The 24155-nt window shown below is 47.4% G+C and carries 18 protein-coding genes; 4 read left to right on the top strand and 14 right to left on the bottom strand.

Annotated elements, in window-relative coordinates; all coding sequences use genetic code 11:
* Positions 1–20: 20 nt before the first annotated feature.
* From BBI11_RS10855 to BBI11_RS10870, 4 genes are all read right to left on the bottom strand, one after another.
* Positions 21–1031, bottom strand: coding sequence for an ABC transporter ATP-binding protein (locus BBI11_RS10855; protein WP_068463202.1), 1011 nt, complete (start codon positions 1029–1031; stop codon positions 21–23).
* Positions 1028–2071 (bottom strand): ABC transporter ATP-binding protein, encoded by a 1044-nt coding sequence (locus tag BBI11_RS10860; RefSeq protein ID WP_068463203.1) that lies wholly within the window; start codon positions 2069–2071, stop codon positions 1028–1030. The genes BBI11_RS10855 and BBI11_RS10860 overlap by 4 nt, the downstream gene beginning before the upstream one ends.
* 509 nt (positions 2072–2580) lie before the next feature.
* On the bottom strand, positions 2581–3816 hold the full coding sequence (gene fabF, locus BBI11_RS10865) for a beta-ketoacyl-ACP synthase II (RefSeq protein ID WP_068463206.1): 1236 nt from the start codon (positions 3814–3816) through the stop codon (positions 2581–2583).
* A 27-nt stretch (positions 3817–3843) separates the two neighbouring features.
* On the bottom strand, positions 3844–4776 hold the full coding sequence (locus BBI11_RS10870; RefSeq protein ID WP_068463208.1) for a beta-ketoacyl-ACP synthase III: 933 nt from the start codon (positions 4774–4776) through the stop codon (positions 3844–3846).
* Between the two features lie 190 nt (positions 4777–4966).
* Here BBI11_RS10870 and BBI11_RS10875 point away from each other — a divergent pair, with 190 nt between their 5' ends.
* On the top strand, positions 4967–5149 hold the full coding sequence (locus BBI11_RS10875) for a YjzD family protein (RefSeq protein ID WP_068463209.1): 183 nt from the start codon (positions 4967–4969) through the stop codon (positions 5147–5149).
* Positions 5150–5394: 245 nt separating this feature from the next.
* Here the strand turns inward: BBI11_RS10875 and BBI11_RS10880 are convergent, their stop codons facing one another.
* The 3 genes from BBI11_RS10880 to BBI11_RS10890 form a co-directional block, all read right to left on the bottom strand.
* Positions 5395–7527 (bottom strand): ATP-dependent Clp protease ATP-binding subunit, encoded by a 2133-nt coding sequence (locus tag BBI11_RS10880; protein ID WP_083389064.1) that lies wholly within the window; start codon positions 7525–7527, stop codon positions 5395–5397.
* A gap of 137 nt (positions 7528–7664) precedes the next feature.
* Positions 7665–7973, bottom strand: coding sequence for a metal-sulfur cluster assembly factor (locus tag BBI11_RS10885; RefSeq protein ID WP_058383381.1), 309 nt, complete (start codon positions 7971–7973; stop codon positions 7665–7667).
* A 68-nt stretch (positions 7974–8041) separates the two neighbouring features.
* Complete coding sequence (locus BBI11_RS10890) at positions 8042–8809, bottom strand: alpha/beta fold hydrolase (protein ID WP_068463212.1); 768 nt, start codon at positions 8807–8809, stop codon at positions 8042–8044.
* A 135-nt stretch (positions 8810–8944) separates the two neighbouring features.
* Here BBI11_RS10890 and BBI11_RS10895 point away from each other — a divergent pair, with 135 nt between their 5' ends.
* From BBI11_RS10895 to BBI11_RS10905, 3 genes are read left to right on the top strand one after another with little or no spacing between them, the layout of a single operon-like run.
* On the top strand, positions 8945–9757 hold the full coding sequence (locus BBI11_RS10895) for a Cof-type HAD-IIB family hydrolase (RefSeq protein WP_068463214.1): 813 nt from the start codon (positions 8945–8947) through the stop codon (positions 9755–9757).
* A gap of 13 nt (positions 9758–9770) precedes the next feature.
* On the top strand, positions 9771–10622 hold the full coding sequence (locus BBI11_RS10900; protein WP_068463216.1) for a DegV family protein: 852 nt from the start codon (positions 9771–9773) through the stop codon (positions 10620–10622).
* A 14-nt stretch (positions 10623–10636) separates the two neighbouring features.
* Complete coding sequence (locus tag BBI11_RS10905; protein ID WP_068463218.1) at positions 10637–11968, top strand: CoA-disulfide reductase; 1332 nt, start codon at positions 10637–10639, stop codon at positions 11966–11968.
* An 84-nt stretch (positions 11969–12052) separates the two neighbouring features.
* Here BBI11_RS10905 and BBI11_RS10910 read toward each other — a convergent pair whose 3' ends face one another.
* The 7 genes from BBI11_RS10910 to BBI11_RS10940 all read right to left on the bottom strand — a co-directional run bounded on the left by BBI11_RS10910 (position 12053) and on the right by BBI11_RS10940 (position 24088).
* Complete coding sequence (locus BBI11_RS10910) at positions 12053–13504, bottom strand: alpha-amylase family glycosyl hydrolase (protein ID WP_237150262.1); 1452 nt, start codon at positions 13502–13504, stop codon at positions 12053–12055.
* 242 nt (positions 13505–13746) lie between these two features.
* The gene (locus tag BBI11_RS10915; RefSeq protein WP_068463221.1) at positions 13747–14121 is read right to left on the bottom strand and encodes a YisL family protein; all 375 of its coding nucleotides are present in this window, start codon (positions 14119–14121) and stop codon (positions 13747–13749) included.
* A 68-nt stretch (positions 14122–14189) separates the two neighbouring features.
* On the bottom strand, positions 14190–15089 hold the full coding sequence (locus BBI11_RS10920; RefSeq protein WP_068463223.1) for a fumarylacetoacetate hydrolase family protein: 900 nt from the start codon (positions 15087–15089) through the stop codon (positions 14190–14192).
* Positions 15090–15132: 43 nt separating this feature from the next.
* Complete coding sequence (locus BBI11_RS10925; protein ID WP_068463224.1) at positions 15133–16311, bottom strand: DUF418 domain-containing protein; 1179 nt, start codon at positions 16309–16311, stop codon at positions 15133–15135.
* Positions 16312–16321: 10 nt separating this feature from the next.
* Positions 16322–19927 carry a helicase-exonuclease AddAB subunit AddA gene (gene addA / locus BBI11_RS10930; RefSeq protein WP_068463227.1) on the bottom strand — a complete coding sequence of 1202 codons (3606 nt, stop codon included), beginning with the start codon at positions 19925–19927 and terminating at the stop codon, positions 16322–16324.
* On the bottom strand, positions 19905–23381 hold the full coding sequence (gene addB, locus BBI11_RS10935) for a helicase-exonuclease AddAB subunit AddB (RefSeq protein ID WP_068463230.1): 3477 nt from the start codon (positions 23379–23381) through the stop codon (positions 19905–19907). The genes addA and addB overlap by 23 nt, the downstream gene beginning before the upstream one ends.
* Positions 23382–23455: 74 nt before the next feature.
* Positions 23456–24088 carry a TVP38/TMEM64 family protein gene (locus BBI11_RS10940; protein WP_068463232.1) on the bottom strand — a complete coding sequence of 211 codons (633 nt, stop codon included), beginning with the start codon at positions 24086–24088 and terminating at the stop codon, positions 23456–23458.
* Positions 24089–24155 lie beyond the last annotated feature (67 nt).

Raw genomic sequence — 24155 nt, forward strand, 5'->3', positions numbered from 1 at the left:
CCCCCTAAAAAATTTTTTGATCAATACAAATGGCACGCAACTTGATGGCCTGGCCGCACTTCTGTCAACACGGGTTTCTGTTGTGAGCAGACTTCCATCGCCACCGGGCAGCGCGTGTGGAACGGGCAACCGGCAGGCGGGTTTTGAGGGCTCGGCACATCCCCTTTCAAGACAATCCGCTCTTTCCGCTTTGCCGGATTTGGTTCCGGAATTGCGGAGATGAGCGCTTGTGTGTAAGGATGCAGCGGTTCTTTGTATAAATCTTTATTTGAAGCAAGCTCTACGAGGTTGCCCAAATACATCACGCCGATTCGATCGCTCATATGCTTTACGACACTCAAGTCGTGCGCAATGAAGAGATAGGTCAGATCGAATTCGATTTGCAGTTCTTTTAATAAGTTCAGCACCTGGGATTGCACAGACACGTCGAGCGCGGATACCGGTTCATCTGCGACAATCAACTTAGGGTGCAGTGCCAGCGCGCGGGCGATGCCGATGCGCTGTCTTTGGCCGCCTGAAAATTCATGGGCGTATTTATAATAAGCCTCTTCAGGCAAGCCAACCCGCTTCAGGAGCGTCTTGATTTCCTGCTCCAATTCTTTTTTATTGCGCTTTTCGTAATTGAGGATCGGCTCGGCAATGATGTCGCCGACCATCTGCGTCGGATTCAGCGACGCGTAGGGATCTTGAAACACCATTTGAAAATTTCGTCTGGCCTTTTGCAATCTAGACCCTGATAACCGGGTGATGTCTTTTCCTTCAAAAAGGATTTCGCCTTCCGTCGGTTTCATCAGCCTCAAGATGGTTCGCCCGGCAGTTGATTTGCCGCAGCCTGATTCACCGACCAAGCCAAGCGTCTCCCCTCTCCTAATCGCAAACGACACGTCGTCCACCGCTTTAACATTGCCGATGGTCCGCTTGAAAAAGCCGCCAGTGACTGGATAGTATTTTTTCAAATTCCGGATTTCGAGAAGATTTTCACGCTTATCTAAGTGATCGATTCGGTCCTGGATAAAGTCTCTAGTGGTCATAATGCCGCGACTCCTTGTCGTTCTCTTTTTTGGTCACTGGGCCAACTTTCTTCATATAATAGGCACGCGGCTTCGTGTCGATTGTCCACTTTTGCAAGCTGCGGTGTTACCGTCAGGCATTCTTCCATCGCTTTCGGGCAACGGTTCGCAAAACGGCAACCTACTTGCGGCATGTTGATAACAGATGGCACAAGCCCTTCAATCGTCGCAAGCTCCTCGACATCTTCGTCCATTTTCGGGATCGCTTTCATCAGCAATTCCGTATATGGATGCTTGGGACTACTGAACAAATCATCCACAAATGCGCGTTCTACGATTTTGCCTGCATACATGACCAATACTTCGTCGCAGATTTCTGCTACGACTCCTAAGTCGTGTGTGATGAGGATGATCGACATATCGTTCGCTTCTTGTATGCCTTTCATCAATTCGAGGATTTGCGCTTGCACCGTCACGTCCAAAGCGGTCGTCGGCTCGTCGGCGATCAGCAATTTCGGTTGGCACGCAATCGCCATGGCAATCATGACGCGCTGGCGCATCCCCCCGGACAATTGATGGGGGTATTCAGTAACAATTTGTTCAGCCCTCGGTATCCCCACTTGCTTCAATAAAGCGACTGACCGCAACCGAGCTTCTTTTTTGGTCAGTTTCTCATGATTCAAGATCACTTCCTCAATTTGATAGCCAATGGTGAATACCGGATTGAGCGAAGTCATCGGTTCTTGGAAAATCATCGAGATGTCTTTTCCGCGAATATCATTCATTTTCTTATCGGAAAATTTTGAAATTTCTTGTCCTTCGAATTCGATTTTGCCGCCTCGGATCTTACCGACGCCATTTGGCAGCAATTGCATAATCGATAGCGACATGACGCTTTTGCCGCAACCTGATTCTCCTACCACCCCGACGATTTGCTTCGGCAGGACATCAAAGCTGACGCCATCGACTGCGTTATAATAATCGCCGTCAATTTTGAAGCCAGTTTGGAGGTTTTTAACCCGCAAGAGCGGTGTAGACTCATTTATTCCATAAGCTGTCATGAAAACACCTCAAAATTCTTTTTTTTCTGTTAATTCCAACTAGTTTTAAGCATATTACAAAAGTATTACATGCGCAATATAATTTTTGTATTTTAAGAAATGATTACCATATAGAGAAAATCATTTCTTTTCCCATGTCTTGCTTTTGCTATGTATCGCTGATGATAGCCCACTTTGAAATGATTGCCATATTAAAAATTATATAAAAAAACTCCTGTTTCCAGGAGTTTTTCGCAGGTTGTTGAGAAAGTTTAGAAGCCGTAATTTCCGAAGCTTATCGCACGACTCCGTGGGCTCGCGCCCAAGCCTCCTCAGTCGCTTTGCGCCTTGCGGGGTCTCGGTCGTCTCGCTGATCCACAGGAGTCGAGCGAACGCTTCTCCAACTACTTATAGAGGTCATTAATTGTTGGATATAGAAATGGTTGTCTTTTTTCTTAATAGATAGCGAACTATGAAATTTTTCAACACTCTGAAAAAAACTCCTGTTTCCAGGAGTTTTTCGATAAGCCTTATACTTTTTTGAAGACGAGTGAAGCGTTATGTCCGCCAAAGCCTAGTGAATTGCTCATTGCATAAGAGAAATCAGCTGTTCTAGCTTCATTCGGTACATAATCCAAATCCAATTCCTCGTCTGGTGTTTCGTAATTGGTCGTCGGTGGCATGATGCCTTCTTTCAAGGCCAAAGCCGTGAAGATAGCTTCGATGCCGCCTGCTGCGCCTAGCAAATGCCCTGTCATTGATTTTGTTGAACTCATGCCGAGCTTGTAAGCGTGGTCGCCAAAGACCGTCTTGACTGCCATCGTTTCGAACATATCATTATAAGGCGTGCTCGTGCCATGTGCATTGATATAGCCGATCGCGTCTTTTTCAACGCCTGCATCTTCAATTGCCTGTTGCATAGCGCGTGCTGCTCCTTCGCCGCCTGGAGCTGGAGCCGTAATATGATGCGCATCTCCAGTGGAGCCATAGCCGACCACTTCTGCATAAATTTTCGCGCCGCGTGCTTTGGCGTGCTCGTATTCTTCCAGAATGACAATACCAGCACCTTCGCCGATGACAAAGCCGTCACGGTTTTTATCGAATGGGCGTGATGCCGTTTTGACATCTGCATTCGTTGTCAATGCCGTATTTGCTGTAAAGCCGGCTACCGACAAGCGTGTGATTGGAGCTTCTGCGCCGCCTGAAATCATGACATCCGCATCTCCACGCTGGATAACCTTAAAGGCGTCGCCGATCGAATTCGTGCCGGATGCACAAGCCGTTACCGAGCAAGAGTTGATGGCTTTCGCACCGAAGTGGATCGATACTTGGCCTGATGCCATATCGGGAATAATCATTGGCACGAAAAACGGGCTGATGCGACGAACACCGCGTGAGTTCAACACGTCCATTTGGTTTTCGATCGTTTCCATTCCGCCGATGCCGGATCCGATCCAAACGCCCGTGCGGAGAGCCGTTTTCTCATCTAGCTCTAGTTGCGCATCTTTCATTGCCATGATCGATGAAGCGAGTGCGTAATGAGTAAAACGGTCCATCTTACGTGCTTCTTTGCGTTCGATGTAATCTTCAATTGAAAAGTCTTTTACTTCTGCAGCTACTTTCGCAGGATACTGATCGGCATCCAAGCGAGTTAGCGGGCCTACGCCTGACTTGCCTGCTTTGACCGCTTCCCATGTGCTTTCCGCACTATTTCCAAGCGGCGATACTGCACCAATACCTGTTATGACGACACGACGATTTTCCATTTGATTTACTTCCTTTCGCATATCCGATTATTTCCCCCACTTCATAGCAATTGCGCCCCAAGTCAATCCACCGCCGAAGCCGACCATGACAACTACATCGTCATCTTTGATACGGCCTTCCTCTAAATCTTCTACAAGTGAGATTGGAATTGACGCTGCTGAAGTGTTTCCGTATTTTTGTATTGTTTTCGACATTTTCTCTACCGGTAAATCAAGACGAGCCCGAGATGATTCCATGATTCGGATATTCGCTTGATGCGGGATAAGAAAGTCGACATCTTCTTTGTCTAAGCCAGCTTTTTCGATCACATTGATGGCGGATTCCCCCATTTGGCGCACCGCAAATTTAAACACTTCACGGCCATTCATGACCAAATGCTTGTCTTGATACAAATGTTCGCCGCCAGTGCCGTCCGCCCCAAGTTCGAACGATAGAATCCCGCGGCCTTCTGACACTTTGCCAATTACAGCCGCGCCAGCTCCGTCGCCGAATAAGACAGCCGTGTTGCGATCTTCCCAATTGGTGATTTTTGAGAGCTTCTCAACACCAACTACTAGGACGTAGCGATACGTATCCGATTCAATGAATTGTTTCGCTGTGATGACTCCGTACATGAACCCCGCACATGCGGCAGAAATATCCATAGCTGCCGCATTCACCGCACCGATCTGCTGCTGAATGTCGCATGCGACAGAAGGAAATGGGCGGTCAGGCGTGACAGTCGCTACTAGGATCAGTCCGATGTCTGCTGGATCGATTCCAGCAGATGCGATTGCCTGTTGTGCCGCGACCCGGGCCATATCCGATGTATCTTGTTCATCGCGTGCAATCCGGCGTTCTTCAATGCCGGTCATGGTTCGAATCCATTCATCCGAGGTGTCCATGCGCTGCTCCAAATCAAAGTTGGTCAATTTATCTTCCGGCAAGCATCTGCCGGTACCAATGATTCCAGCATTCATATCTATATCCCTCATTTCGATTAATATCAATTATTAGTACCTGGTATTAATAATACGCCCTTTTCCAATCGATTTCAAGTTGGCGACATATTTCCGACAAAAACTTTCGAAACGCGCGAAACTTTCTTTCTGAAAAGGCTTCCTTATGCTATGATAAAACTAGTTATTCTATGTATAGAGGTGAAAACAGATGCAATATATCGGAACTCTTTTCTGGTCTGTCCTTATTATTTCCATGTTGAATTATGTAGTAAGTGCTGTACAAAACGTGCCATTCGACTTTCCAATCGGTCTCGTCATGGCAGTAGCAGTTACTGTATTGATCATCGTTATGGATGCCATCATCCCGAAAGAAGCAGCAAAAGAATATTGATCACAATAAAAACGGAAGCCCTTGTGGCTTCCGTTTTTTTTATTTGGCTTGATCTTTTCGACGGCTATTTAAAGTGGAGCTAGCTTTTAAATACCTTTTTCAAGATTCATAACGGCTGATGGGAATGGAGACGGCGACTCCTGCGGGGACAGCGCGAGCTGAAGCACTAGACTGAGCGAAAGCGAGAAAAGCGGCTGAAGCCGTGCCCGCGGAAAGCGTCCGTCGCACTGGACATCAGCCTTCTCTTATACAGTGATAAGCAATTGTTTATCAGCGTCCATCGACACTCTCAGTGTAGATCCTGGAGTGACGTCTCCCTTGATCAATTCCTTGGCGATGCGCGTCTCGATTTCACGCTGGATAAAGCGTTTCAACGGGCGTGCACCAAATACAGGGTCCGTACCAGCTTCAATGATGTAATCGATAACCGCATCATCCACTTCCAAAGAAATTTGTTGTTTTTTCATTCGGACAGCCAGTTCACCGATCATTTTCTTGGCAATGCCGTAGAAATGCTCATTGGACAATGAATGGAAAATGACGATATCGTCGATTCGGTTTAATAGTTCCGGGCGGAAATGCTTACGGAGTTCCATCATAACGATATCTTCTGTGTCGTGCTGGCTGCTCGTACTAATGTGCTGGGAACCGATATTCGAAGTCATGATGACGACGGTATTGGAAAAGTTCACGAGCCGCCCTTGGCTGTCAGTGATGCGCCCATCATCCAAAATTTGCAATAAGATATTCGCGACATCCGGATGGGCTTTTTCGATTTCATCCAGCAACACGACTGAATACGGATTACGGCGAACCGCTTCGGTCAATTGGCCGCCTTCCTCGTAGCCAATATATCCAGGAGGGGCACCGACAAGACGCGACACGCTATGCTTTTCCATATACTCGGACATGTCGATACGGATAAAATGATCTTCCGAATCGAATAAATTCGCAGCGAGCGACTTCGCGAGCTCCGTTTTCCCGACACCAGTCGGTCCAAGGAAAATGAACGAGCCAATCGGCTTTTGTTCATCTTTAATGCCGGCACGTGCGCGCCAAACCGCTTCTGTCACGAGTTCGACAGCTCTGTCCTGCCCAATGACGCGCTCTTTCAGCGTGTCTCCAAGTCGCAAGAGTTTTTCGCGTTCGCCTTCGACCAACTTGGTCACCGGAATCCCCGTCCAACGGGCGACGATGCCAGCAATTTCTTCTTCTGCCACTTCCTCGCGAAGCAAGCGTTCTCCTCCGTCACCTGCAAGTTCCACTTCCATTGCGCTCAATTCTTTTTCAAGCTCTGGAATCTTCCCGTGGCGCAGCATTGCCGCAGTATTCAAATCGTATTTGTTTTCCGCATCTTCCAACTGACGGCGATACTGATCCAGTTGTTCCCGTTTTTGCTGAACCTTCTGAAGCGATTGTTTTTCTTCATTCCATTGCTGCTGCATGCCTTCAGAGGACGCTTTCAACTCTTTGATTTCTTCTCGCAGTCCGGCGAGGCGACTCTTGCTCGCTTCGTCTTTTTCTTTGCGAAGTGCCTGCTCTTCAATTTCGAGCTGCATGAGGCGCCGTGTCACTTCATCAAGTTCCTGTGGCATGGAATCGATTTCCGTGCGAATCATGGCACATGCTTCATCGATCAAGTCGATTGCCTTATCTGGCAGGAAACGTTCGGTAATATAGCGGTCCGACATTGTAGCCGCTGCCACGATCGCCCGGTCATGAATGCGAACCCCGTGGTGGAGTTCAAAGCGTTCTTTCAAGCCCCGCAGGATGGAGATCGCATCTTCAACAGAAGGCTCACGCACCATCACTTGCTGAAAACGCCGCTCGAGCGCTGCATCTTTTTCGATATGCATACGGTATTCATCCAATGTCGTAGCCCCGATGCAATACAGCTCGCCGCGCGCAAGCATCGGTTTGAGCATATTGCCGGCGTCCATTGCGCCTTCTGTTTTCCCGGCGCCGACGATCGTATGGATTTCATCGATAAAGAGGATGATTTGCCCTTCGCTGTCTTTTACTTGCTTTAAGACGCTTTTCAGCCGCTCTTCAAACTCCCCGCGGTATTTGGCACCTGCTATCAACGCACTCATATCAAGTTCGTAAATGACACGGTTCTTTAACCCTTCCGGCACATCGTTTCGGACGATGCGCTGTGCCAGCCCTTCAACAATTGCTGTCTTGCCGACGCCAGGTTCACCGATCAGTACCGGATTGTTTTTTGTTTTTCTAGAAAGAATCCGGATAACATTGCGGATTTCTTGGTCGCGGCCGATGACTGGATCCATTTTTCCGGACTGTGCTTGTTCGACCAGGTTGCGGCCGAATTGTTCCAATGGCGATTTCTGCTGATCGTTTGGATTTTGGAATTGAACCAATCGAATCACGCTCCTTCAAAATTAGTTTGACTATCTTTGACTAATTAGATTATATGTCCGCCCGCCCCCTTTTGCAACGAAAACGCTCATCAAAAAAGCCGCAAGGAGTCTCCTCCCTGCGGCTTTTTACGGTTCTATTATCGAACGCCGAGCGCCATTTTAGCATAGCGCGACATATGATCTTTGCTCCAGACAGGCTGCCAGACGATTTTTACATCGACTTCTTCAACCTCCGGCAATTCATATAAGGATGTTTTGACCATCTGGACGATTTGCGGCCCCATTGGACATCCCATTGAAGTGAGTGTCATAGTGACCACGCAAAAACCGTCTTCGGATAATTCCACATCATATACAAGGCCCAAATTGACGATATCAACACCCAATTCTGGGTCGATGACATTTTCGAGTGCACCTAATAGATAATCTTTTGTTTCTTGATCCATTTGGAATCCCTCCTTTTCCTGTTAATGCTTATCTTACCAAACATCCTGGCGAATTGAAATCGACTTGCTTATTCCGTTAATCGTGCGGTGACCCACGAAGTCGCAGCGAGCATCCCTTTTCGGCTGACTGCGTGCGCTGCCTCTGTTTCTTTCATGAGCGACAAGCGTTCAGGATATGCAGCATAATCTTGCTGCAACGCATGGAAAAGTCGGTTGGTCGGTTCAAACGGAACGGTCGGGTCTTTCACACCATGCCAGAAAAAGACCGGGCGTCCGCCAAAGGCTTGACGATTCAAGCTAATGTCAAAGCGTGACAAAGCCTGAAGCATGCCTTCCCGTTCTTTATCAGTCAATGGCAAATCGAAACCGCGCGATTCATACTGCCTCATTTGCGCTTTCGCCAGCTCCACATAGTTTCCGGACCCCATCATGACGGCTGCTGCTTTAATCCACGGATGGGCGGTCAAAGCACCGAGTGTCGTGATTCCACCCATCGATGTACCTCCGACAGCTGGCTCTCCTGCTATCAATTGACGCTTATGCAATTCTGCGTGTATAAATCCAAGCTCTTCAATTGAAGTTAAAACAATTTCCCAAAAGCGCAAGCTAATCTCAACTTCATCGAGCGATTGATCCCGCTCCCCGTGAAGCAAGGCATCCGGCAGAATGACACGTACCCCTTGCCGTGCCCATTGCCATGCATAATGTAGATTATGTTCTTTCGCACTCGTATGGCCATGCAAAAAAATGACCGTTGGCAACGGCCCTTCATCATGTCCATCAGGTGTTATATGTAAGATCGGGATATTTCCCCATAGTTCATTTGTTACTTTCATATGCTTCACTCCTCACCTAAATCCTAGCAATTATTCTTTGTTCCCGCAAATTCAGGCATCGTCGTCGGCTTTTTTTGACGGATAGCCTCTATTATCGCTAAACTGAAGAGAGATAGAAGGGAGCCGGATTTTTATATGAAACAGCATTTAATCGTACTTGACTTGGACGGTACGTTATTGACCGACCAAAAAGTCATTTCACCGAAAACTAAAGCAATTTTGAACCAAGCACGAAACGATGGCCACCAAGTCATGATCGCTACAGGTCGGCCTTACCGCGCGAGTGAAATCTACTACCGGGAACTTGGCCTCAATACGCCGATTGTCAACTTCAACGGAGCTTTCGTCCATCATCCCGATAATGAACATTGGGGGCTTCACCATACGCCGATTGGCTTGGACGTCGTACACGAAGTTGTCGAATCGATGCACGACTTCGATTTCCACAACATTGTCGCAGAAGTGATGGATGATGTCTATGTTCACCATCACGACGAGAAACTCATGGACATCTTCAACTTCGGAGATCCAAGTATCACAACTGGCGATTTGCGCAATTACTTGAAAACCGACCCCACTTCGATGCTCATCCATGCGCCATACGAAAAAGTACACGCCATCCATGATCATTTGTCGGAAGTCCATGCGGAAGTTATTGACCATCGCCGCTGGGGCGCACCGTGGCATGTCATTGAACTGGTCCGGGCAGGCATGAACAAAGCTGTCGGCATCGACCGTGTGTCGAAATCACTCGGCATCGCCAAAGAACATATCATTGCTTTCGGAGATGAAGACAACGATCTGGAAATGTTGGATTTTGCAGGTGTCGGAGTCGCTATGGGCAATGCCATTGAGCCTCTAAAGAATATCGCCAATGAAATTACTTTAACCAATAATGAAGACGGCATCGCTGAATTGCTGATGGACCGCTTGAAACTGAAACTTTAAAGGGGGAAATTTTGTGAGATTGTTTGCAGACAGCGCTTCTGATTTACCAAAAGATTTCTTTGAACAGGAACAGGTCGTCCTGTTCCCTTTGCGTGTCCATATTGGCGAGGCGGAATATGAAGATATTAGGACGATCGATTCCATGAAAGTTTATGACGCTATTCGCTCGGGTGTCCATCCAAAAACCTCTCAAGCCTCTCCTGAAGAAATGCTCAAGGCATTTGAACAATTGGCGAAAGATGGGGAAACTGGATGCTATATCGCTTTTTCTTCAGAGTTGTCTGGAACCTATTCGACAGCGGTCATGGTTGCAGGCCAAGTACGAGAGGAATATCCGGACTTGAACTTGACGATTGTCGATTCCAAAGCAGCTTCGCTCGGCTATGGGCTGCTTGTCAAAGAAGCGGTGAACTTACGCAACGCCGGCACAAGCTACGACGAGATCATTCAAAAAGTGCGTTTCAAGGCCAATCATCTCGAGAGCCTGTTTACAGTGGAAGATTTGGATTATATGGCACAAGGCGGACGCATTTCAAAAGGCAGCGCATTTGTTGGCGGCTTATTGAATATTAAACCTTTGCTTCACGTGGAAGACGGCAAACTCGTGCCAATTGAAAAATTGCGCGGGCGTAAAAAAGTCATCAAGCGCATGATCGAGCTGATGAAAGAACGCGGAAGCAATTTGGACCAGCAAATAATCGCTATCAGTCATGCCGACGACTTGGAATTTGCTGAGGCTTTAAAAGGCGAAATCGAATCCGCCTACCATCCAAAAGATATCGAAATTCATATGATCGGTTCCGTGATCGGGGCCCATACAGGACCTGGTACACTTGCGTTATTCTTCTTCAACCAAACCGATTAAGGAGTGAATTGTTGATGAAAAAAGTTCTTATAGTCGGTGCGGTAGCCGGTGGTGCGACTGCAGCGGGCCAACTCCGTTTCTACGATAAAGAAATGAGTATTACTGTTTACGACAGGGATTCTACCATGTCGTATGCCGCTTGCGGGACGCCTTACGTGATTGGCGAGGTCATCGAAGACGAAACTTCGCTCTTGATGGCCGATCCGGAAAAATTCCAGCAAAAAAGAAATATCAAGGTCAAACTTGAACACGAAGTCGTGGAAATACTCCGCGCTGAGAAAAAAATACTTGTCCGCAACATAAACACCGGCGAAGAGTTTCACGATTCCTATGATGTTTTGATCCTATCGCCCGGTGGCAGTGCCATCAGGCCAGATATTGAAGGCTCACAGCAAAAGCATGTATTCACCCTACGTAGCTATGGTGACATGCAAGACATCCATTCCTACATCCAAAGAGAGAAGCCTTTGCGTTGTGTCATTTCAGGAGCTGGATTCATTGGGCTTGAAATGGCGGAAAACCTGAAGCATCTCGGCCTGGAAGTCGATCTTGTCCATAAGTCGAGTGCTATCTTGTCGATTTTGGATAAAGACCTATCACAGCTATTGCATGCTGAACTAGAGAAAAATGACGTTCGCGTGCATACAGAAACCGTCATCGACAAGATTGATGATCGACACGTCTATTTATCAGATGGAAAAAGCCTGAAAGCCGATTTTGTCCTTATGAGCATCGGCTTAAAACCAAATACCGTTCTTGCTGAAAGTTCCGGACTCAGCTTAGGGGAAACTGGGGGCATTCGTACCAATGAGTTTATGCAGACCGAGGATGAAAGCATCTATGCTATCGGGGATGCGTCGGAGAATGTCGATTTTATTACCGGAGACCCGAAACGCGTACCACTCGCTTGGCCTGCACACCGTCAGGCTTTTCTCGTCGCGCAGCATATTGTCGGCAATCCGATTGCGAAAAAAGGCTTGCTTGGCACTTCCGCCTTAAAAGTTTTCAGTTTGGACGCAGCGATGACGGGATTGACGGAAACAGCGATCAAAGAAAAAGGGCTGAACGCCCAAACAGTCACACATACAGGAAATTCGAACGCAGGTTATTACCCAGATCATGAGAAACTGACTTTAAAAGTTCATTATAACCCTGAAACTAGACAAATTTTAGGGGCGCAATGCGTTGGCGGAAAAGGCGTCGACAAGCGCATTGATGTCCTAGCGACAGCCATTTTTGGCGGATTGACCATTGATGACTTGCAAGCGCTCGAGCTATCCTATGCTCCTCCTTTTTCTTCACCAAAAGATCCTGTCAATATGATCGGCTATAAAGCCTTTGACTAATTGTGTTGAAAGCGCCTGGAAACAGGTGCTTTTTTTATGCAAAAAAGGCTGCGGACAGGTAGGAACCTGTTCACAGCCTTTTGTTTATTTAGTTTGTTTAGCCGCTTCATCAGCTTTCCGCTGCTTGCCTTTTCTCCAGACAATCCATAAAAAGCCCATGAAAATCAAATACATTAGCCCTAAAGTGACGATGTACGCCGTGTTTAGCCCACGTTTTTCAGTGATGTGGTAGGTTTCCACCAATTCCCGGTCTAATGTGAGGCGGTACTGCCCATCCTCATCTGGGCGGACAATATCGCTTTCAAACAGCCCGCGAAGTTCCATGCCTTCACCAATAACATCCGGCGCCAAACTCAAACTTTTCGTTTCGGAAGAGTTATTGATTGCAATGATCCAAGATTCTTCGTCATTCGAACGCTTATAGACCATCCACCCCTCTTCTGCATGGAGTATTTCCAAGTCCCCTGTGCGCAATGCTTCAGATGAATTACGCAAAGAGTTCAAGTTGGTAATGTGGTCGATCAATTCCTTTTCAACCGCCATGTCCAAAATTTGATGAGATTCCGGCAAGGCTTCGCCGTTCATCGCCGTTTCAGAACCATACTGCACGACCGGAACACCCGGCATCGTCAGCAATTGTGAAAACAGCATGCGCCAGCGTGTCGGTGGATAGCCTCTTGATTCAACGATATCGAATGTAAAGCGTGAACCGTCGAGTGAATCAACACGGATCAATTTGCCATCTGCTTGCTGCATCAATTCAGGGACCTCAGCCAAAGACTGATCAAAATTGCGGTAGCTGTCGCGGAGAGTTTGTTCTACCCCCTCTTGCACGACCGCATCAAATCCAGCTTGATTATCCATTTCTGCATCTGCCAGCACATAAAATTCTTCCTCCTGCTTTATATCAGCAGAAAAGGTTTCGACAAATACCGGATCCAGTGCCTCAGCATTTAACAGGCGGACGCCATCAATTGCGTATGTATCGCGGAAGTCAGCGAACATTTTAATTAAAGCTTGCTGCGCCTCTTTATTGCTTGTATCGAGCGATAGCGTCTCGTTTTCATTTTCAGTAAACCATTCAGGGTGTTCTTGCACCCATACGTGCTTCGCGCTCACTTCTTGCGTTGGCAAGTCGACAATCACTTTCATTTCACCTTCATGCACTTCCTCGATCAACGACTGAAATTCTTCCGCTGTTCCAAAATGGCGTTCCAATTGGCTATAATCGAGTACTTGGCGCCCATCGTAGCTGGCAGTCTGGAATACTGGCCCAACCGACAGCATCGTAAAACCCATATCCCGGACATGAGCCAGTTCGCTTTCCATCCCTGCGAAATCACCACCGCTAAATGATGCCGGATCGGTGGAATCGACTTCGTAATCGTTTTGGATCAGTTTATTGAAATAGCGGTCTACAAGAACGTCGTAGATGCTTTCGTCTTCAATTGTGCGGTCTTCTTCAGCTGCCACACCCGTTGTTGCCGGTAATAGCAATACTGCTACCAGTGCCCAAATCATGGTTATTCTTTTCAATTCTGTACTCCTCCTTCACTGAGGCCTAGATGATGCTCACCCGGTCTATTTTATCAAATTCGCCTGTTTGCCGCTATGTCATATTCGTGAAAGCGATATTGTTTGGTCATAGTTTCGTCCAAACTGTGAAATCCCGCAGGCAGTTGAACCGAAATCATCTTTTCGTAAAAAAAAACTGCCCGTTCCTTGTCGGTAAATACCGATAAAGAATGGGCAGTTTTAATTTGAGTACAGCGAATAAATTATGCGAAGAAATTAAAGCCGATCGGCAATTTAAAGCCGAGGAATAAAGTCACAAGCAAGAATACTACAAACAAGGCCCAGAACAAAGTTACCGGTTTTTGTTTCTTGCCGCGAACGAGCACCATTTCCATCATGCCGATGGTCAATAGGCCGAATAGGAATTTCAAGCCGTAGAGCATAGCGTCGAATGACGAATGCGCAACGAACAATGTCAGTCCCGTAATAATGATTAAAACATACACCAATCTTGTAATCATGTGGACAATTTTACGTCCTTTGCTGTCGCGGTGCATAAACGCAGCCACGAGGAATAGCACGATGCCTACTACCCACATGGTAATGTGTAAATGCGTTGTATCAGTTAAAAATCCCAAAAGCTCACCTCATTTAATATAGTCCCCTCAAGTTTACCACATGCAGGACGGCAGGAAGTGATTGTTCCTTATGACAAATGTGTGACGAGTGTGCCAATGGACTGGATCGATACTTTGATCGTATCGCCCGCTTTCAAGAACTTCGGCGGATTGAATCCTTTGCCGACACCAGCCGGGGTTCCAGTCAAGATGACATCTCCCGGTTCGAGCGCCACTGATTTGGAAATTTCGGCAATCAGTTCATCGACACGGCGAATCATGTTTTCCGTATTGCCATTCTGGCGGACTTCGTCATTGACTTTCGTCACAAGAGACAGGTTCTGCGATTGCGGAATTTCATCTTTGGTAACAAGGTATGGTCCCATCGGGCAAGAGCCTGGCAAGCTTTTTCCTAGGAAATATTGCTGATGCTTTTCCTGGAGGTCACGCGCAGTCAAGTCAAGCGCGATGGTATAGCCGAACACGTAATCATAAGCCAACTGTTTCGGAATTTTATGGCCTGCCTTGCCAATCACGACAGCTAGTTCACCTTCGTAGTCATATGAATCGGTGACATCTGCATGTGCAGAGACCTTTTCTTCGTCTGCCGCGACCGTGTTAGGTGCTTTCGTGAAAACAACCATATCTGCCGGTGCTTGTCCGCCCATTTCTTCGGCGTGGTCAGCGTAGTTCTTGCCAATGCAGATAAAATTCTTCGGAGGTCTCGGGACAGGTGCCTGCCATTCGATTTCCGAAAAAGAGTGTTTGAATTGCTCAGGGGTTTCCGATTGGACAGCCGCTTCTGTCAATTTGCGGATCTGTTCCACAAACTCCATTCCTTGTGACACTCCATCAATCAGCTTTGCAGGAAATTCCGGCAAGACATTCAACTGCTGTTGGATAGCAAGGACATCCCATACGGCTTCTTCTTTTTTTACCTTAGGTCCAAAACGTTCTTCTCCATGTAAGCGAAACGATAAAAGTTTCATTCGTCAAACACTCCTTTTCTGTGATTGCATTCATTATACACATTCATCGTTTTGAATTGTTGCTTTTTTCAAAATTTCTTCCGTAAGTCCACCGGCGCCAAATCATTTCGATCGGGCCACGCTTAAATTTGCTGAACCACAGTTCTGCAAAGATCAATTGAACAACGAAAATACCTAGGGCGATCAAAGTCCCCGTCAGTAAGTCCACTTGGCCATACAAGCCAAGTCCAAAGGAATAAAAGATCGAGGTCGCGATGATGGATTGTGTCAGATAGATCGTCATCGACATCCTGCCTGCTTTAACTACCGGAGACAAAGCCTTCATAAAGTTCAGGTTCATCGATAATAACGCGATGATCCCCGCATAACCTACAGCCACCAACGGCCCTCCGAATATTTCCTGGACATATTGAAAGGCATAATTGGTGTCGAATAAGTAAGGAGTGGATTTCAACAACAAGCCGAGCACAAGCGAACTGAAGGTCAGTAGCAACCACGTTTTTTTCTTAGCGGCAACTTGTTCAATCATCCGCCATTTGGCCGCAGCTGCCCCCACCATCATCAATGGCAAGATGGTAACGGCATAAATAATAAAACTGAATGGATTGTTGCCATAATACCAATCCGTCAACCGCCTGCTGAAAATTTCTGCGAAGTTCCCTGAGCCATAAGCCGCAATCGATTGTTCGGCTTCTTGGTACCCAATATAAATATTAGGATCTGCCATGACCGAAATAAACATAATGGCCGTGAACATCAAATGAGGCAATGCGTAGATTAATAAAGCAAGCCCCAACAGCCAGTTGGCGGGCAAGCTGAGCATGCCAATCAGCAGCAATCCCATCAAAGCGTAGGTGATTAAAATATCCCCGTACCAAATAAAGAACGCATGAATAATCCCAAATGCCAACAAGATCACCAGTCTCTTGACGGCTAGTGGCACAAACGGTTGACTGTGTTGTTGGGCCCGCGAAAATTGCATCATCAAGCCGTAGCCGAACAACATGGCAAATAGCGGGTAAAAGCTTGCCTGGACGAATATATCCAAGCCGGTGAATATAGTTTGGTCCATATTGCTGCTGAACCATTTATACGGATCGATGTAACTTAAAGGCGAATGGAATGCCAGCATATTGATGAGCAGAATTCCGAATAACGAGAACCCCCTCATCAAATCAATGGCTTCCACCCGTTCACTCAACATGGTCGGCTGTAATTTCAAAATAATCCTCCTAGACTTTCACTTCTTCGTTTGAAGAGAAGAGATACAAAACGCGTTCTTTTATCGGAATGCGCAAAATGGCTTCCACTGCTTCTTGGTAAATGGATAATTGGATGGCGTAACGCTCTTTCATTACTGATTGAACATTGCCCATTCCGCGGGTTTGATCGGTTTTGTAATCAAGCAAGACCCACTCCCCGTTTTCTTTAAACAGGCAATCGACAATCCCTTGGACAATTTGATAATCCCCGTCTTCATCAGCACGGGCATACGTGAAAGGAACTTCTCTTCTGACATCCTCTGCAGCTATCAAGCGCTGTGCGATTGGGCTATCGAAAAAGGTTTCGACTTGTTCGGCTCTGACCGCCTGCGCTTCTTCCTCTGTCAAAATTTCACGCCCTGCCAATTCCTCTAAAAATTGACGGATTTCCGCTAGATTCATCCGGCGTTCAAGCGGCAAATGCTGCATGACCGTATGGACAGCCGTTCCGACGTCTGCTGCGGACAGTTTTCTGTCCATCAAGAAGTCTGGGCGATGGGGCGCCTTTTTCTGTGTTTTCGGTTGATATTCTTGGATGAATGATTCGGGCTCATCCAAACTCTGCAAAAGCTGCAGCCTTTTCATTTCGGTTACCGACTGCTTAGAACGCTTTTCAACAGCAGCCTGGTGGGGATAGGAAAAATCGAAACGGCTGTAGATCAATGCGGCATCGGCATCGGCTTCTGGACGGTCTTCAGGCGCTTCCAGTACAGGCTGCAGCTCTTCTAAAGAAGCGGTCTCGACAATATCAATGTCAAAACGCGAATGATGCTCAATCACTTCACCACCCGTGTGCAGTTGCTTTGCATCAGGATGCCTCGTGACAGCCGGACCAATCCAATCCAAATACGATTTTGCACGCGAGCGTTTAAAATCAGGCAACAGCAGATCGCCAGAAGTCGTTTTCCACTTTTCAAGTAAGCGGTCAATATCTTTTACCGAAGCAGTTAAGTAAAGCTGTTCTTTCGCGCGTGTCATGGCTACATACAAGACGCGCATCTCTTCCGCCTTCATTTGTAGCTGCTTCATCTCTTTGACAGCCAGATACGGCAGCGACGTATATTCAATTCGCGTCTCCGGATTTACAGCCTTGACCGCGAGTCCGTATTGCTGGTCGAATAAATACGGTTTATGGAAATCCATTTCATTGAATGGCCGTCCGGTCCCTGCGAAAAAGACCACTGGAAACTCTAAGCCTTTCGATTTGTGGACGGTCATCAGCCGGACGACGTTTTCTTTTTCACTCAATGATTTGGCAGTCCCAAGGTCGTCTCCGCGTTCTCGCATGCGGTCGATAAAACGCAAGAAGCGGAACAAGCCGCGAAAAGCGGTTTGTTCGTATTCAAGTGCACGGTCGTGAAGAGCACGCAAATTAGCTTGGCGCTGTTTGCCATTTGACATGGCACCCGCCATTTCGTAATAGTTCGTATCCAAATAAACTTTCCAAATCAACTCTGCTAACGAGCCTCTTCGCGCCAAATCACGCCATTTCTGCAAGCTATTAGTAAATCGCGACAACTTAAGGCGCGTAGCTTGTTCCATAGTGCCGATGCGGATAAACGCTTTTAACGCATCGTAGAAAGTGCCTTTCGCATCAGCTAAGCGAATTGCTGCGAGCTCGTTTTCCTGAAGACCGAAAAACGGCGCACGCAAAACGGCGGCAAGCGGAATGTCCTGATACGGATTGTCGATAACACGCAATGTATCGAGCATGATCATCACTTCGAGTGCATCGAAATAACCGCCGCTCAATTCCGCATATAGAGGCACACCAGCCGCTTTAAATTCATCGGAAAAATCACTGGACCAAGTCATTGAACGCATCAAAACAACCACGTCACGATATTCAAGCGGGCGCTCTTTGCCGCTCCATGGATCGTGCACAAGCGTTCCCGCATCCATCATTTGGCGGATTTTCTGTGCAATCCAGCGAGCTTCCCATTGCGATTTGTCCATATCCACAGATACGTCTTCGCCTTCTTCGGTTTCCGGTTCATGGATGAGCGTCAAGTGGATCGGCACATCCGCTTCAGGATAAGGCGCTTTCGGCTTTAATGCCGCATCTTCGTCGTAGCTGATTTCGCCAACGCGTTCGCCCATAATCTGCGAAAAGATGTAATTGGTGCCATCGAGTACTTCTTTGCGGCTCCTGAAATTGGCGTTCAAGTCAATCCTCAGGCCCGTTTCTTGCGCTTCCCGGCTAAAGCGGGAATACTTGCCGAGGAACAGCATCGGCTCCGCCAAACGGAAACGGTAGATCGATTGTTTCACATCCCCAACCATAAACAAATTGCCATCTTGTTCTGTACCGGACTTCACCAGGCTAAGTATCGTTTCTTGCAGCATATTCGTATCCTGGTATTCGTCGACTAAGACTTCCTTAAAGCGTGTTCGGTAATCTTGTGCTATCGCTGAAGGTTTCCCGTCCTCGCTTAAGATTTCCAGTGCATAATGCTCCAAATCCGAGAAATCTACCAAACCGCGATCGATTTTCAGGGCTTTGTAATCTTTTGCAAAGCGCTTTGTCAAATCAACCAATGTTCTCATGAGCGGCGCCATTTCACGCATTTCCCCAAGAAGCCGTTCGGGAGCGCGGGTGAAATACCCGTCTTTTACGTCATTAATCAGTTTTTTTGCTTCATTTCTCCGCGCTTTCGCTTCTTCCGCTAACTGCGGGTCGCAGGAATCTTTTTTCACGGAAGCTAAGCGTTCCCATTTAATGTTTCGCGCATAAGCGTGAAGCGACGCCCAAGACTCATCCAAAGCGTCGAGTGCCGTACGGATCAGTGTAGCATCCATCCGGAAATGCTCTTCCAAGATGTGAGGGCCGTCCGGCTGCGTAGCTAACTCCCAGCCTTCGTCGAGTAAATCGAGCGCTGCCTCAAAACTATGACGTATCGTCATTTTTAAATCATTCATGAACGGCAATTCGTCAACTGTGGCATGTTCCGACACATCGTAAAGCTGTGGCAATTGTTCAAGCCAAGCCTCCGGTTTAGGGTGCACACGTGAATAATCATATAACTTCCCTAGTAAAATCTCCATGGCCTGGTCGCTGCGGTCAGAAGTAAAACTGTCCGCAAGCCTGTAAACTTTGTCGCGCCCTTCCCCCTCGTAAGCAGATTCAAGCACTGCTTCCATCACATCGTCACGCAATAAGGCCGCTTCTGTATCTCCAGCAATACGGAATCCTGGGTCGATTTCCAATAGATAGGCGTATTGCTTCACCACTTGCAAGCAAAACGAATGCAAGGTCGAAATTTGAGCTTTATTGATCAGCCTCAGCTGTTTTTTCAAATGAACCGAGTCTGGCTGTGCAGCGACCGCCTGCTCGAGAGCCGCAGACATACGGTGGCGCATTTCTGCTGCAGAGGCATTCGTAAAGGTCACAACCAATAGCTCGTCGACTGATATCGGATCTTGCTCATCCAGTACCTTTTCAATCATCCGATTGATCAATACAGCCGTTTTCCCAGAGCCTGCCGCGGCCGATACAAGCATGTCCTGCCCCTTGGCCCAAATCGCCTGCCATTGTTCGTCTGTCCATGTGGCATCATTCGGTTTTTTCGGTATCATCACGACCCACCTCCTTGCGTATTTTCTCAACTGCCTGTTCAGAACTCAAGACCGGCAATTTCCGGTATGTCTGGTCGGGATCACTCGGATCGAATTGACATACCGCGCGGAAGTTGCAAAATTGGCATGGCGTATCGTTTTTTAAGCGGTACGGAGAAACGTCCGTATGGCCATCTAGAATCCCGTTCCCTGCGCCTTGATGTTTCTTCCTGACAAATTCACGAATGGTTTCCATGTCTTCTTTTTCTACCGTTTTCGATGAACCTTTGGAGACCGATCCATTTTTATTCAGACGGACGGGAATAACGTTCGAATATCCGTCGATTTGGTCGTCCATCGCCTGAATGACTTCTGGATCTTCTACGACGAGCCCGTTCATCTTGAACGACTTCGCTAGTTCTTCTTCCAACTCTTCAGCCGTTAATAATTTTGTCATCTTGAGCATCGGATTGTGCATATGGAAATACAACACGCCAGCCGGTTCCGCCTGCTCCCCTAGCCAGCGTTTGGAATGGGTCAAGGCGACATCCAAATACGTGAAAGTTTGCAGTGCCAGGCCGTGATACACTTCGCCTAAATCCAGCCCTTGCTTGGACGATTTATAGTCGACGACTCGCAAATACGGTTTACCGCCAATATCCGTTGAATCGATGCGGTCGATGCGTCCCCTGACATTCATTTTGCGGCCGCGTTCAAGCGGTATATCGAGCGGTGGAATCGCTTCTTTTGTGCCAAAGCCTACTTCAAGGGCGACCGGCACGAAGCCCGACACTTGTGCATGCTTGCTTAACATGAATGCCGTTTGGCGAATGATGCCCTCGAGTTTGTATTGGATATAGCGGTAACGATGCGAACTCAACAAGATTTGGTTAACGAAATAAGGTGATAATTGTTCGATTGCCCGCTTGGCGAGATCTGCACATTGTTCTTTGCTTAACGATGACCAGGAAACGCCCAGTTGCATTACTTCGTCTGAAATCCATTTGATGGCAGCATGGAATAAATCTCCCATCGCTGGAGCCGCCAGGCGGTAGTGACTGCGCTCTTCAAGTTTCAAACCATAAGCCGCATAATGGGCAAATTGGCAGCTATGATACGTCTCGATACGGGAAACGCTCGAGGCAATCGGTGCCCCGTAGAGGGATTCAGCGGTCTCTTCCGATAATTTCTCAGCTTTCGTGTGGCTCAAAGGCTTGAATATTTGCTGGATGATCGACGACCAAAGCGGATCTTCCCTGTAATAATCGAGCACGGCTTGCCAATGTCCCGTGAGCTCTCCGCTTCTGATTTGAGCAGCCAGGTGGGAAAGCGTCGCACGTGGATGGCTAATATATTCCAAAGCATCTGGCTCATGCAGCTCTTCTGGGCCAATCGCTGCCAGTTTCGGCTCAAGCTGAAGCAAATCAGCGATTTTCCTAATATATAACGAAGGCAACAAAGCTTTCCCTTCCTCATCAGCAATCGGGTAAGAGACGCTCAGCCGGTCGGAAGCGGAAGAGAATGAGCGATAGGCCATATACGTTTCATCCATCAGACGCATGCGTGAACTCGGGGCAAGTTCGATTCCTATTTTTTGGAACCACTCCCGCTCCGCATCGGTCAAAAGCCCTTCATGTTCAATGCGCTGCGGCAAGACCCCATCACTTGCACCAATAATAAAGACCGAGCGGATATCCATTAAGCGCGCCAAGTCCATTTTGGCAATCGTCACTTGGTCAAGTGACGGCGGAATGCGGGAAAACTCCAAGGTTTCGAAGCCTTCATCAAGAATGCGTGCGGCGCTTTGGAGGTCCAGTTCTTTATCTCCGAACATCAGGACGAATTGGTCAAGCACACCAACCCATTGATTCCATGCCTGCTCGTGCTCGGTTGCGGCAAGCAATTGATGGTCGGCCTCTTCACGGTCTTTCAACAATTGGATTTTCGAATAGACATCGAGTTCTTCCACAAACTGAAACAAGGTAGTGGCAAAATCGCGGCCGGTCACGCAATCGTTGAGGCGTGTTTTCAAACGCTCGAGTGGATCGCGGACGACATCGCGGACGGTTTGCAATTCCATTTGCAGCGCCAGCTCTTCATCGGTCTGGATGCCTGAATGGAATTCGAGCCCGCGGTATTTTTTATAGACCCAACGCTTATCGTCAAACCAACGTTCGCCATAAATGCCATTTGCCAGGACGAAATTCTCGAGCTGGTCTCCTCGTTCCCGCCATTTCGTGACATTGCCTTCTGGAAAGAACAAATCCGTCTTCAATGCCCGAAAAACTGGTTCATATGCATAATTTCCGATGACCGCTTCGAGTGCAGAGCGGCTGAATTCGATCAATGGATGATGAAGCATCGATTTTTTTTGACTGATGAAATAAGGGATTTCGTATTGCGGAAAAATAGTATTGATCAATTCGTCGTACACTTCCGGCTGTCGGTACAGCACCGCAATATCATGATAGCGGGAACCTTCCATTACTTGTTGGCGGATCGACCGGGCAAGTTCGTGGATTTCAGCGCGCCGGTTCGACGCTTCGACTAATTCGACGGCTCCTTGGCCTTGAATGGAAGGAGCGGGAAAAGTTTCAATAAAGCGTTCGACATGCATTAGCTCCTCATTGTTGAAGCGCTTCGTTTCTCTCAAGTAGACCTCTGGTTCTAGCTCAATTCCTTCCACTGCGGCAAGATCTGTCAAACGGCTTGCTGTGACGGCCGATTGATAGAATAACGACTGCTCGTCTTCGGCGCTGCTCGCATCGTCCATCGGCAAGACGATCGTCACAGATTTGGCATGCTTCAGCAACTCTTCGATGATTTGGAATTCACGTGCTGTAAAACTGACAAACCCGTCAATGTAAATAACCGATTGCTTAATCGTTTCTGAGTGCCGGATTTTCTCACTTAACAATCCGAGGTGACCTTCGGAATCCACAAATACTTTGCCTAGCCTGCGGTCAATTTCAAGCAAGATGAGCTCTAGGTCTGCAGCCTTGTCCTGCAATGTCCTAGGTGCCCCAGCTGTTTCAAGCGAGGAACGGATGGTACCGAGCTCTTCGCAATCGATGCAATAACGGGAAAATTCCTTGATCAATTGTTCAATCTGGTCAGTGAACCCCCGCTTCCCTGCCGCTCTTCTAAACAAATTAAATTCATCTCTATGTTCTTCGAGCAAACTGCGGATCAGCATACGGTAGCCAAATGTATCGATTTCCTTGCGGCTAATCCCGCCGACTTCCTGTAATACACGCCAGGCTAGCCGCTTGAACGTGACGGCTTGCGCACGGATCATCCCATTCATGCCATATGCTGCGGATAATCGATATTCCGTTGAAAACGACATTTGATCGGGAACAATGAGAAATATCGGATCCCCGTCTGCTTGGTCTTTTAAACTATCAGCGATTTCCTCTTGGACAAAACGGGTTTTTCCGGTTCCAGCTCGCCCGTACACAATGCGTAGAGACATATAATGCACCCCTTCTCAATAAAGAACGTTTGTTCTCATTATACTATATACGATAAAAAAGAACGACTTTTCCGTTAAGATAGCCGTTCCTTTTCACGTTCTTCTTTCGCTCTTTTGAAATCGGCTTCTACTTTATTATTGAGCCGCTTCTCCAAAATTTTTCCAATAATATACAACAAGACGATGACGACAATCACAATAGCTGTGCGGATCGGCTGGGTAAACAAAGCGCGAATATCATAACCGACATAAGAAATCGTCAAGACCATGACAAATTTCCCGGCCATCAAAGTCAATAAATAATAATGGCGGCTGATATTTGATAGCCCTGCCACTAGATTGACGAGTGCCGATGGCGTAAACGGAAAACACAGCAGCAAGAATAAGGGCCCGAAGCCATTGCGCTCTACCCAATGAATAAGCCGTTCCACTTTCTGATGGCGCGTCATGAATTTCATGAAGCGCGCTTGGCCGAATTTTCGGACCAACAAAAAGACTGTATAAGATCCAGCGACCGCCCCGCCCCAGGATAAGAGGAAACCGAGCCATAGACCGTATGCAGTGGCATTAGCAAAAACGAACACAAATAATGGCAAAAACGGCAAAAACGATTCGATGAACGGCAACAAAAATCCAATGAACGGACCAAATGCCCGGTAAGATTGCGTTAACTCGACAATGTTTTCCATCGTAAAAAAATCCGACATAGGCTCAGTCCTTTTAAATTGCGTGATTTTTCAATAATGAATCTAATAACAGGAAAAAATATGCTAT

The organism is Planococcus maritimus (assembly GCF_001687625.2).
Classification (GTDB): domain Bacteria; phylum Bacillota; class Bacilli; order Bacillales_A; family Planococcaceae; genus Planococcus; species Planococcus maritimus.